The organism is Terriglobus roseus, from assembly GCF_900105625.1.
GTDB classification, from domain to species: Bacteria; Acidobacteriota; Terriglobia; order Terriglobales; family Acidobacteriaceae; genus Terriglobus; species Terriglobus roseus_B.
Window position 1 is genome coordinate 1,412,821 of sequence record NZ_FNSD01000001.1, and the last position, 12,716, is coordinate 1,425,536.

General features: G+C 59.5%; 9 protein-coding genes. 4 read left to right on the plus strand and 5 right to left on the minus strand.

The genetic code is table 11. The annotated features are described in order from the left end of the window. Nucleotides 1-31 precede the first annotated feature (31 nt). Entirely contained in the window at nt 32-1,264 is a 1,233-nt protein-coding gene (locus BLW03_RS05665; protein WP_244501972.1) for an alpha/beta hydrolase-fold protein, read from the plus strand. Between the two features lie 10 nt (nt 1,265-1,274). Continuing rightward, nucleotides 1,275-2,537 (plus strand): DUF2264 domain-containing protein, encoded by a 1,263-nt coding sequence (locus BLW03_RS05670; protein WP_244501973.1) that lies wholly within the window; start codon nt 1,275-1,277, stop codon nt 2,535-2,537. A gap of 64 nt (nt 2,538-2,601) precedes the next feature. On the opposite strand, the gene BLW03_RS05675 is transcribed toward BLW03_RS05670, so the two are convergent. Beyond that, nucleotides 2,602-6,006, minus strand: a complete 3,405-nt coding sequence (locus BLW03_RS05675; protein ID WP_244501974.1) for a TonB-dependent receptor — start codon at nt 6,004-6,006, stop codon at nt 2,602-2,604. A gap of 122 nt (nt 6,007-6,128) precedes the next feature. On the opposite strand from BLW03_RS05675, the gene BLW03_RS05680 reads away from it, so the two are divergent. Beyond that, on the plus strand, nt 6,129-8,882 hold the full coding sequence (locus BLW03_RS05680) for a valine--tRNA ligase (protein ID WP_074652742.1): 2,754 nt from the start codon (nt 6,129-6,131) through the stop codon (nt 8,880-8,882). A gap of 81 nt (nt 8,883-8,963) precedes the next feature. Here BLW03_RS05680 and zwf read toward each other — a convergent pair whose 3' ends face one another. The 4 genes from zwf to BLW03_RS05700 all read right to left on the minus strand — a co-directional run bounded on the left by zwf (nt 8,964) and on the right by BLW03_RS05700 (nt 11,714). Further along, entirely contained in the window at nt 8,964-10,364 is a 1,401-nt protein-coding gene (gene zwf / locus BLW03_RS05685) for a glucose-6-phosphate dehydrogenase (protein WP_074652743.1), read from the minus strand. 229 nt (nt 10,365-10,593) lie between these two features. Next, complete coding sequence (locus BLW03_RS05690; protein WP_074652744.1) at nt 10,594-10,785, minus strand: hypothetical protein; 192 nt, start codon at nt 10,783-10,785, stop codon at nt 10,594-10,596. A gap of 99 nt (nt 10,786-10,884) precedes the next feature. Beyond that, the gene (locus BLW03_RS05695) at nt 10,885-11,085 is read right to left on the minus strand and encodes a cold-shock protein (RefSeq protein WP_014784908.1); all 201 of its coding nucleotides are present in this window, start codon (nt 11,083-11,085) and stop codon (nt 10,885-10,887) included. 218 nt (nt 11,086-11,303) lie between these two features. Beyond that, on the minus strand, nt 11,304-11,714 hold the full coding sequence (locus BLW03_RS05700) for a hypothetical protein (protein WP_074652745.1): 411 nt from the start codon (nt 11,712-11,714) through the stop codon (nt 11,304-11,306). A gap of 104 nt (nt 11,715-11,818) precedes the next feature. Here BLW03_RS05700 and nadC point away from each other — a divergent pair, with 104 nt between their 5' ends. Continuing rightward, nucleotides 11,819-12,715: a carboxylating nicotinate-nucleotide diphosphorylase gene (gene nadC / locus BLW03_RS05705; protein ID WP_074652746.1), complete on the plus strand. Its 897-nt coding sequence runs from the start codon at nt 11,819-11,821 to the stop codon at nt 12,713-12,715. Nucleotide 12,716 lies beyond the last annotated feature (1 nt).

The following is a 12,716-nucleotide window of genomic DNA, read 5'->3' on the forward strand; positions in this document are numbered from 1 at the left end:
CTACCATCCAAGCTGAGGTGTCATTGACGCTATGAACCGTCTTTTTTCTGTAGCTACCGTGCTATCGCTGGCGTTTGTTAATTCTGCAAATCGTCTTCATGGTCAGGCACCCGCGACACCATCTGCAGCGCAGGGGCAGGTAGCCGCAACACCTGTCGTTTCACCAGAGGTCCATCCTGATGGCACCGTCACTCTTCGTTACGAAGCTGCCGGAGCGAAGGCCGTGACTGTGACGATTGAAGGCAATCCAAAGCCAATCGCCTTAACGCAGAATGCCAGCGGCGTGTGGGAGACCACTACGACGCCGATGACGCCAGAGTTCTACGGCTACACTTTCGCCGTCGACGGCAAGCGCGCGCTCGATCCGCACAACGCCACAGTACGTCCCAACCTGCTGAGCCCGACCACTGTCGTTCACGTGTCCGCCGCCTCACCTAAACCGTGGGACCGTACTGATATTCCGCACGGAGAAGTCGCTCATATCCTTTACCGTTCGAAGCTGGCGAAGATCGACGATGGCGACACCGGCGACCGTGACATGTGGATCTACACGCCGCCAGGCTATGACGCGAAGCGTAAGGATAAGTACCCCGTTCTCTATCTGAACCACGGCTACAGCGATGCGGCCAATGGCTGGGTTGAGGCCGGACAGGCCAATCTGATTCTGGACAGCCTGCTGCACGACGGCAAGATTGTTCCCATGGTTGTCGTAATGCCGTTAGGCTACGGCACGATGCACATCGTCACCGCAGGCTGGAACCGCGTGGGCAATCTGCTCTTTGAGAATCAGCAGGCCTTCAGCGACCAGCTGTTGCACGAGATCATCCCAATGGCCGAAGCCCGCTTCAACATTGCCCGCGACCGCGATCATCGCGCCATCGCTGGCCTCAGCATGGGCGGCGGCCACAGCATCTACACCGGCCTGAATCACCCGGAGACCTTCGCCTACGTCGGCGCATTTTCCTCGGCCATCTCGGCACCAACACTACCCGCAACGCGTCCAGGGGTAACGATTGACGCAGCAACCTACGCCGCGGGCTTCGCCACCATCGTGCCGAACGCAAAGACGCAGCAGCCACTGAAGCTCTTCTGGCAGAGCTGCGGCACCGAAGACGGTTTGATTACCGTTAATCGCGCCTTCGGCCTTTGGGCGAAGGACAACCTGAAGGCGAAAGACATCAAAACACGCGACACCCCCGGCATGCACACATGGATGGTCTGGCGCGATGATCTGATTGACTTCACACCGCTGTTGTTCCGCTAAGGAGATTTCCTTGGATCGCAGGAAGCTAGTCAAAGGCGCGATGGGAGCGACGGCCGCTCTTTTTACCCCCCAGATCAGCCCTCATCTTCACGCCTCCGAGCCAGCCACAGGACCAGTCACCAAGGCCGGCCCTGCAATTCGGCAGGACTGGACACGCCTCCTCGTCAAGATCGTTGACCCCGTCCTGCGGTCTGCAGCCGGGGGAACGCTCTTCCAGGCGATGCCTGTTGAAGCGGCGCCGGGACAAGAGGCCGACCGGCGCGGCGTGTCACCGTTAGAGGCACTTGGCAGAACGCTCTCCGGTGTTGCGCCGTGGCTCGAAAACGGATCGCTGACAGGGGATGACGAATCGGTGAGGAGCCGCTACGCGGCGTTGGCGCAGCAAGCCATCGCAAGGGCGGTTGACCCCGTCGCGCCTTCCTACCTGCGCTTCGGCCTGGCACGGCAGACCATCGTCGACGCAGGCTTTCTGTCCCTGGCAATGGCACGTGCGCCGAGGACCCTGCTGCAGTCCCTTCCGGCAACTTCCAAAAAGCAACTTGGAGATGCTCTACGCGCCACCCGCAAGCAGACGCCGCCCTTCAACAACTGGCTGCTCTTCGCCGCCATGGTGGAGGCTTGCCTGCACCTGCTGGGCGAGGAATGGGACAGTGAGCGCGTCGATTACGCATTGCGGGAACACGACTCATGGTTCCTTGGCGACGGCATCTATGGCGACGGTCCGCACTTCCACGCGGACAACTACAACTCCTACGTCATCCACCCATTTCTGGCGGCTATTCTGGACGCTGTCGGCGATCAGCAAGCAGCCTGGGCGGCTATGAAAGCGCCCATGGCAGCCCGGTCGAGAAGGTTCGCGAGCCTGCAGGAACGCAGCATCAATGCAGATGGCAGCTTCCCTGCTATTGGCCGCTCCATCACCTACCGTTGCGGCGCCTTTCACCACTTGGCCGATGCCGCCTTGCGCAAACGACTTCCCGAAACTCTTTCGCCAGGGCAGGCGCGTTGTGCCCTGAATGCGGTGATTAAACGAACGATGCTCGCTCCCAAAACCTTTGATGCGAAAGGCTGGCTCACCATCGGTCTCGCTGGCCATCAGCCGTCGCTGGGCGAGACATACATCTCGACCGGCAGCCTTTACCTCTGCACGACCGCATTCCTGCCGCTCGGCCTTTCCCCGGACGATCCCTTCTGGACCGGACCACCTGAAGCTTGGACGTCGCAGCGCATCTGGTCCGGTGAAGACCACGCGGCCGATCACGCGGCAGACTGAGCGCTTTCACTGGAACGAAAAGGGCCCGCACCTCGGCGAGATGCGGGCCCTTTTCGTTGCGTTCCTAGAACGATATCCGGCCGCTGAATCGCAGCGTACGGTTCGAGGTTGAGAGCACGCTCTGAATCTGGCCGAAGCCACTGTCATTGACATTGGCGACTGGTTGGCTCCATTGCGGTGTATTCGTCACATCGAATGACTCCGCTTTGAGGACGATCGCAAACTCCCGATAGATAGGGATGTTACGCGTAAGTCCCACATCAAGGTTGAAGTAACCGGGGCCACGTACCGTATTGCGGCCCACGTTACCATTCGCAACGGCGTTCGGCAGCTTGGTGTAGTTTCCCTGGTTCTGAATGTAGTACGGATAGACACTCGATCCGGCCTGATACCTCGTACCCGCCCGTACCGGTTGCGAGAGTTGGTTCGGCACCACGGTGTCGCCATTACCGGCCTGCGAACTGTCGGTGATCTGGAAAGGTTTGCCGCTGTAATAAGTGGTGATTGTGTTCAGGTCCCATCCCCCTACCAGGCTGCCCACGAAGCCGGAGTTGAGGAACTGACGTCCCCTGCCAAACGGCAGTTTGTAGACCGTCCAAAGGACGTTCATGTGCGTGCGATCGAAACCGGATGAGGCGAAGTTACGTTTGTAGAGAGCCGGCGTACTGAACGCCGGCGTGCCCAGCGTGGAGTCTGCATCCCAGTAGTTCAGGTAGTGCGACCACGTATAGCTGTAGCCGAATTGCAGCGACTGCAGTTGACGATCGCTGACCTGCAACTGCATGCCGGAATATTCCTCATCGCCGGCCGGCAGCACATTCAGGATCGTTCCCGTATAGCGCAGAGCACCGCCCGGCGCACTGGCATTCGCGAACAAGGGGCGGCTGGCCGAGCCGAGGGGACTTACGCCACCTGCATTGATGTCGATACCAAGTACCTGTCGAACATGGTGTGTCCCGACATAACCAAGATTCACCACGACATCCTTGACGATGTCCCGATCGATGAAGAGGTTATACGCCTCGATATAGCCGCGACGCCATTTCTGCGGAGCCGTCTGCGTGGTGTAGTTGAAGGGCAATGGCACCACACCGCTTGAGATATCCGGAATATTGACTGTTGGAATACCAACACCCAATGTTCCGCTGGGGAGCGTATTCATACCCGGCGCACCAGCATTCGCAGCGGTGAGTGCGCCGGCAGCAACATAGTTATTGGCGCCGGTGTTATTCAGGGTAATCAGTGCCGGATAAGAATCGCGGAAGAATCGATAGTTTTCGGGATCGACAGTAATGCCACCACCTGCGCGAATGACGGTCTTTTCATTAATGCGGTAGTTGATACCAAAGCGCGGAACGACCTGTCCGTGTCCCACATTCTCGCCCGTGTCTGTGGGGGTATTGCCACGTCCACCGATCAGGACGTTGCTGGTGGCCGGGTCGAACCGGAACACACCGGTATGGTCGCGATTCGCAAAGGGATAGTACTCGTAGCGCAAACCATAGTTGATGGTAAGGTTCGGCGTAGCCTTCCAGGTATCCTGCGCATAGAAACTGAAGACGGAAAAGCGCGGCCCGTTCGGTTGGAAGAGTTGCACCGTCTTGCCGATGGCCTGAGGCAGGCCCAGCAACATATCCGCAACAGCACGGTAGTAGTTTGGACCGTCGGCGGCAACGCCGCTGTTATTGCCTGTGACACCACCGGTGAAGGTGAACTGACCACGTGGTCCGGCGTTATTGGCCTGCAGGTGATTGATGGCAGAATGCACATACTCCCCGCCAAAGCGGAAGGAATGCTTGCCCTTGATGTACGTCCCATTCAGGTTGCCGACATACTGCGCGTCGCGGAACTGGAATGGATTGGACTGGATGTAGTTACCGAAGCTGGACAAGCCGGTGGGGAGAAATCCGGGCAGGCCGGACTGGAACGGTGTGGGTCCGTTCGTGCCCGGAATGCCAAGCACGTCGGTTCCGAGATTGGATCCATAGTCAGGCGCGCGAGCGGCAAGGTTGATGCGAACAAAGCCCGCATTCGCATCGATAAGGAAGTTCGGTGTGAACGAGTGTGTCGCACCAAGTCCGATGTTCTGGATCGTACCCGGCGCGGTGCCGGGCTGACCACCATCCCATGTGTTGCCAATCGCTGCACCGAGTGCCGGCGGGTCCGTGATGTTCGAACGCCCGATCGAATAGCGTCCAAAGAACGTCGTCCTGGAGGTCGGATTGAAGCTGACCTTGGCATCGTACGATGCGCGGTCATACGCAAGAACGGCCCCGCCGGGGTAGTTACCGGAGATAGCGTTCACCTTCTCGGTCGGCAGCAACGCCAGGATCTTCTGCGTCGCCGGGCTTAGGCGCCCCACAGGAATGATGTTGCCAGGGAAAGGCGTACGACCAGATCCATTTGCGTTACCGGTGGTTGGGTCGTAGATGGTCACGCCTGTGCCGGCGAAATTACCACCCCGCAGTGCGGCTAGTGGCACGTTCATCGCGCCACCGGTCTTGAATTGCCGCAGCGAGACACGGTTGTAGCCGAAGAAGAAGAACAGCTTGTCCTTGAGGATGGGTCCGCCGATATTGCCGCCGAACTCGTTGTAGATGTTCTTTGGCAGCACAGGTGTCGTGCTGACGCGAGTGAAGTACTGGCGCGCATTGAACTGCGCGATGGAGTTGTACTCCCACGCGCTTCCATGGAAGTGATTCGTACCGCTCTTGACGATCAGGTTCGCAGCGATACCGCCGGCTGCTCCCTGTTCGGCGTTAAAGCTATTCGTCACGATATTCGCGGATTCGATGGAGTCCGTCGGCGGGATGTACGCGACGATCGACTGCAACCACGGATAGCCTACGGCCGCGCCATCAATCTTCGTAGAGTTCACCGTGTTGACGATGCCATTGGCGGTAACAGCCTGCGTACGACCAGGGTTGCCGGCCTGCGAGTTGTTCTCGACCGGCGGTGGAACACCCGGAATCAGGCGATAGAGTCCCTGGAAGTTGCGGCCCGCGGTAGACGTTGTCGGTAGTTCCTGCACTTGGGTCGGGGTGATCTCGTAGTTCACATCCGCGCGCTCGGTCTGCAGTGCAGGTGGAGCGGTGTTCACCTCAACGGTCTGCGACACATTGCCGACCGTCAACACCGTGTCGAAACGACGCGACTGGTTCGCGCTGATCGGGACCGCCTTCGAAGTAGCAGTGCCGAAACCTGGTGCGGCGATTGTGACGTCGTAGTTGCCAGGCGGCAAATCTGTGAACTGGTACGTCCCCGAGTTATCGGCAGCATCCGTACGCGTAAGGCCCGTGGCAGGATTGGTCGCCGTTACCTTTGCTCCGGGAACCGTCGCTCCGGTGGGGTCAGTTACGACGCCGGTCAGGCCGCCATAGAGCGTTTGCGCGAGACCAACATGCGCGGTGCCAAGCGCGAGCACAAAGGGCGCGACAATTCGCAAGGCACTGTCGTTCTTAAAGTTCATAACTTCTCCGCAGTCTGTGTGGAAGCGACGCGGACTATATTGCCCTCTGAAACTGGTTGTCAACGACCTTTTTTGTGGGTGGAAGTTCATGAATTCCGCAAGTGACCTATCCTAGATAGGACATGCCCAACGAACTCCCAAAAGCCTACGACCCCGCCGCCATTGAACAAAAATGGGCCGATTTCTGGGTCACAGAAAAGCTCTTCAACACCCCTGCGAATGCCGAAGCCACTGGCAAGCCGTTCGTCATGCTGCTGCCGCCGCCCAACGTTACGGGTCGCCTGCACATGGGTCACATGCTCAACCAGACTGAGATGGACATCCTTGCGCGCTGGCATCGCATGCGCGGCGAAGAGAGTGTGTGGATTCCCGGCACCGACCATGCCGGCATTGCCACCCAGATGATGGTGGAGAAGCAGCTCAAGAGCGAAGGTACTGACCGCAAGCAATTGGGCCGCGAGGTCTTCCTGAGCCGCGTGTGGGACTGGAAGGCACAGTACGGTGGTGCCATCACCGGGCAGATGCGCCGCCTGGGCGCCAGCGTCGATTGGGGACGTGAGTACTTCACCATGGATGAGAACCTCTCGTCCGCCGTGACCGAAGCCTTCGTGCGTTTGTACGAGCAGGGCCTGATCTATCGCGGCAGCTACATCGTGAACTGGGATCCCGTGCAGCAGACTGCCGTGTCCGACCTCGAGGTCGAGCACAAGGAGACGGTCGGCAAGATCTATCACCTGCGCTACCCGTTCGCCGATGGCACGGGCTCCATTGTCATCGCGACCACGCGTCCGGAGACGATGCTGGGCGACGTTGCAGTTGTCGTGAACCCGACTGACGAACGCTACACCAGCTTCGTTGGCAAGACGGTTAAGCTGCCGCTCACGGACCGCGAGATTCCGATCCTCGCAGACGACTGGGCCAAGCCCGAGTTCGGCACCGGCGCCGTGAAGGTCACGCCGGCACACGATCCCAACGACTACGAGATCGGCAAGCGCCACAAGCTGGCCAACCTGGTCATCATGGACGAGACCGCTCACATTGACCTGCAGGGCTCGCCGTACCACGGCATGGATCGCTACACTGCGCGCGAGAAGATCCTTGCCGACCTGGACGCGTTGGGTCTGCTCGTCGACATAAAGGACCATACGCTCGCCATTGCGACATCGCAGCGCAGCGGCGCCGTCATTGAGCCGCGCCTTTCGATGCAGTGGTTCCTCAAGATTCAGCCGCTCGCCGACAAGGCCATCGCCGCGGTCAAAGAGGGACACGTCAAGTTCACGCCGCCCATGTACGAGAAGACGTACATGAACTGGATGGAGAACATTCACGACTGGTGCATCAGCCGCCAGCTCTGGTGGGGCCATCGCATCCCGGCTTATTACTGCCCGCAGTGCGAGACCACCTGCGTCTCGCGCACGCGGCCGGAACGTTGCGGCAGCTGCGACCACGCGGAGATGCAGCAAGAGACCGACGTTCTTGATACGTGGTTCAGCAGTGGCCTGCTGCCGTTCACGGTCTTCGGCTGGCCGGAGCCTTCGGTCGATACGAGTAAGTTCTATCCCACCGACCTGCTCGTCACCGGTTTTGACATCCTCTTCTTCTGGGTCGCCCGTATGATCATGCTGGGAACCCACTTCATGCTGGACTTGCCGATGCCCGACGGCAGCAAGCGCGGGTTGAAGGATGCGGTTCCCTTCCGTGAGGTCTACATCCACGCGCTGGTCCGCGATGCCGACCGCCAGAAGATGTCCAAGACCAAGGGCAACGTCGTCGATCCCATTGAGATCATTGAGCGCTTCGGCACGGACGCGGTTCGCTTCACGCTGGCATCGCAGGCTTCGCCCGGTACCGACATCGCATTCAGCGAAGCGCGCACCGAAGGGTATCGCGCCTTCGCCAACAAGATCTGGAACGCGGCGCGCTTCCTCTTCATGCAGGTCGAGCGTGCGAAGCTCTCCGGCTACAAGATGAAGATGGGCGCGGCCATGACCGTGAGCGCCCTGCCGGAGATCACCCCGATCGAGACGCGCTGGATCTTCGCGCGCCTGCGTGCCGTCTGCGCGGAAGTCGATCGCGCGCTCACGGACTATCGCTTCGACGAAGCTGCGAATGCTGTCTACCAGTTCTTCTGGGGAGAGTTCTGTGACTGGTACCTGGAGCTGGTCAAGCTGCGCCTGGACTTCCCCGAGCCGGTCGAGGGCGAAGAGCCGATTCAGAATCCTGAGACGGCCATTTCGCTCGCCGGACTCGTTGGTGTCTTTGAAGCCTCGCTGCGGCTGCTGTCACCGTTCATGCCCTTCCTGACGGAAGAGATCTGGAACAGCCTGTACGAGGGCGCGCCACCGGCGAAGTCCATCGCACTGACCCGATTTCCGCAGGCAGCCGACTACCCTGCTGACGACACGGCTGTGGCCGCCATCGACACGCTGCAGGAGCTGATCGTGACGATCCGCGGTCTGCGTAAGGAGCTCGGCATCCCCGAGAAAGAAGCTGCCCCAGTCGTCCTACACGGCGACAACCGCATCCTCGCGCTCGCCGACGCCAACCGCGACATGCTGGCACGCTTGGCGCGTGTCAGTGACGTAGAGTTCGCATCGGAGGCGCCAGGCGGCGCGAACGCACGTTCCGGATCGGGCTACGACCTGACCGTGACCTACGAGCGTCAGATCGACGTGCCGGCGGAACGCGAGCGCCTGACGAAGGAGATCGCAAAGTTGACCAAGGGACTGGAAGCGGCAGGACGGCAGCTTGGCAATGAAGGCTTCGTCGCAAAAGCTCCCGCAGCCGTTGTAGAAGGTCTTCGAAAGCAGCAGGCTGAGACGCAATCGCTCTACGACAAGGCGAAGGCCGCATTGGAAGCTTTACCTCCGGAATGATCGACCCGCAACCCAGGCCCCATTCATGACCGTTCCATCGTCATGAGTGGGGCACCCGCTCTGTACCTTTAGCCTTCCCCCCTAGCCTTCGATCAAACGAAAGTCATCCGAGGCCTCGGGTTTTGGATTGTCCCAACCACCGGGCGGCATGATCGCCTCGTCGCTCGAGCCCCAAGTATGAGGCTCATACGGCTTCACCGGCGGCATGGTGCGCAGCAGCGAATCGACGACCCGCCATGCCTCTTCCACATAATCCTGCCGGGCAAACAGCGTAGGATCACCTGCCATGGCGTCTGTGAGCACGCGCTCGTACGCCTCCATCTCCTCAGCTCCTGGGTGCCTCGTCGCCACCATCTCAACACCACGGCGCGGGTCTTTGTTCGAAGCGGCCGCAATACTCACAGCCAGCGCGATCGTCGTCTCCGGGCTGATGCGCATCCGGATGTAGTTTTGAGGACCGATTCCGCTACTGAATGCCGTGACCGGTGGCCGGCGCAAACGCACCATGACCTCCGTGCACGTCGTGGGCATATTCTTGCCGGCGCGAATATAGAAGGGCACGCCACTCCAGCGCCAGTTATCGACCGAGAAGCGCAACGCAGCGAACGTCTCTACCTGCGAATCCGGAGCGACTCCCTTTTCATCGTGATAGCCCGTGAACTGGCCGCGGAGGACATCTTCCGGCTTGAGATCCGGGATGGACTTGAGGACCTTGACCTTCTCGTTGCGGATGGATTCGCTGTCCTTGGTCGCAGGCTCCTCCATCGCGAGATTGCAGATCACCTGGAAGATGTGGTTCTGGATCACATCCCGTATCGCGCCCGTCTGGTCATAGAAGGCGCCACGGCCCTGGATACCGAAGTCCTCGGCCATGGTGACCTGCACGCTCTCGACAAAATGCCGATTCCACAGGGGCTCCAGAAAGCTGTTCGAGAAGCGGAACGAGACCATGTTGTGCACTGGCCCCTTCGCAAGATAGTGGTCAATGCGAAAGATGGAGGATTCGTCGAATTCCTCGAGAAGAATCTTGTTCAGCTTCTGCGCCGAAGCAAGGTCGTGTCCGAAAGGCTTCTCCACAATCAGCCGGCCACCTAAGGCACAATCGCTGCTGGCGAGCTTTTTCACCACCGTCTCAAACATCGACGGCGGAATCGCAAGGTAGTGTGCGGGAGCTTTCGCATCGCCGAGCTGCTTGCGGACTTCCGCGAACGTCGCGTCATCCGCGTAGTCACCGTCGACATAGCGCAGCAGGTCACTGAGCTTCGCCCAGGCCGCATCATCCACGCCGCCATGCTCCTGCAGGCTCTTATGGGCACGCTCTTTCAGTTGGTCGAGTCCCCAGCCGGCCTTCGCCACACCGATCACCGGAACATTCAACGAACCTCGCCGCACCATCGCCTGCAGTGCCGGGAAAATTTTCTTGTATGCGAGGTCGCCGGTTGCACCGTAGAAAACCAGTGCATCGGAATGCTGTAAAGCCATGCCACCTCCATGGTGCTGAGTAGAAAAAGCGCTTGAGGCTATTGGATGCACGGTCGAACACATAGACGCGGCCGATCGAGAACCGCGTGATTGGGTGACCTCCTTGTGACAGTCCCGTCGTCATAAGTTCGTCTCGTGCGAGCAGAGCGATCTGCGTAGGCGCTCGCGAACGTAAGCCCACTCACAGAGGCGAGACATCAGCACTAGGCCTTCACGGCAGAGGTCGAGCTCACCCGCGCACGGTGCGGATCTGATTCCGCAAGACATACGCCTGTGCGAACCACGCCAGTCCAAAGACTGCAACCGCAAATCGCGAGAATTGCGTATTCAGTCGATATGCTGTGCCAGCGGCCAGCAGACACAGAACGCCGCACATCAGCGCGACGACCAGGCGAACAGTTTGCTGCGCGAAGTTCTTCATGCTCACATCCTCGCAACGTCGTTGCGGGAAAGCAATCAGAAACGAAGAAAGGCGGCCCGGAGGCCGCCTTTCTAAAAACTCTCAAGAAGAGAGCGTCACTTACGCAGCGGTGACGTTCTCAGCCTGCCAGCCCTTGGGTCCCTTGACTACATTGAAGGTCACGTTCTGACCTTCCTGCAGCGAACGGAAGCCGTTGCTCTGGATCGCGGTGTGGTGGACGAAAACGTCCTCACCATTGGCGCGGCTCAGAAATCCAAATCCCTTAGCATCGTTGAACCACTTCACTGTTCCCTGTTCCATTTTGTATTCCTTGTGCTCAGAAGAGCTTGTTGTACCGCCGAACACGTTGGTAGAGTCTTGCGAGTACAGGCGGACCAAGCAATACAAACCAGATCGGAGTTCTACGATCAAGTACAACCCTACTCCAGGTTCCGCTAAATAGCAAAGAACTTATTTGTCCTCTGCTTACGTTGTGTGACGAAGGTCGTCGGATCGCACTGCGAAACAAATCTTCGGACCTATTTCGTCTCCGCAGCCTGCTTCTGCTCCACCGCAATCGCGACATTCTCGTGCTTGATATCGAGCTTTAAGCGGTTGTACAGGCTCATATACATGTTGGCCGTGTAAACCAGCGCGAACTCCGCAAGCACGTAACCTCGCCAGCCGCTGTACAGCAGCTGGTATCGCGTGAAGATGAGAACCAGAGCGGTCACATAGTGGCTGAAGCAGTACTCGCATGTAAACAAATAAAAGAACTTGCGACGCGGCAGCGGTCCCGGTTGCTGACTCTTTTCCTTACAGAACTCCCTCGGTTCACGAAAGACCTCCTCATGCGTGACGGTCCAGCTCATGCATGCAATCGGTATGGCCAGAAGCAGCAGTACTGCGGCCTGGCGCATCAATGGGACGTCGATGGGAAACGGAATCATCTGGGCTCGCTCGAAAGAAGGCGCACACGCCGCTTTTGCGCGCCGCGCACGTTTCTCGTAGGATGCGCGTTGCGCGCTTAGGATTGTGAACGGGAAGACGAACCATGGATTGGAAGAGCAGAAAAATCGCGGCGGTGATGGAAGCCGCATTGGCAGAAGACAAGGCGACCAGCGACGTTACCACCGCGCTTACCATTGACCCGGCACAACGCGCATCGGCCACCATCCTGGTGCGTGAGGACTGCATCATCTGCGGCCTGGGCGTGATCTGCGCCGTCTTTGACGCGTTCAGCGCCATGCAGACCCGCGCGGGCCACAAAGGCCCCGGACGTTATGAGGTCATCAGCCACCCAGAGATTTTCGACGGTGTCCGCGTGCGCAAAGGCCAGACGGTCGCCGTCATCCGCCACTCCGCTGCGGCCATACTGTCCTGCGAGCGCGTGATCCTGAACCTGATGCAGCGCATGAGCGGCATCGCCACCCTGACCAACGACTTCGTAAAGCAGACACGCGGCACCCGCGCCAAAGTTCTCGACACACGCAAGACCGTTCCGGGCCTGCGTCTGCTGGACAAGTACGCTGTCTCCTGCGGCGGCGGCCAGAATCACCGGTTGGATCTGCAGGACGGCATCATGCTGAAGCAGAGCCACCTTGCCCTTGCCGGTGGCGTCGCAAACGCTGTGGCGCTCGCCGCCAGGGGCCGCAAGCCCGGCCAGAAGATCGAGGTAGAAGTCACGAATGGCGCAGATGTCGAGGCCGCCATTAAGGCTGGCGCAGACGTCCTGCTGCTCGTGGGCATGTCGCCGAAGGAAGTCGCTGATGTCGTCGAGACGGTGCACGCGGAAGCTCCTAAGGTCCTGCTGGAAGTAGCCGAACACCTGTCGCTCGAGACCGCGCGCGAGTACGCCGAGACCGGCGTCGACTTCCTCTCCGTTGGCGCGCTGACGCGATCCTCCGTTGCGGTCGATCTCAGCATGCGCATCACCGCTGACGTTTACTAGA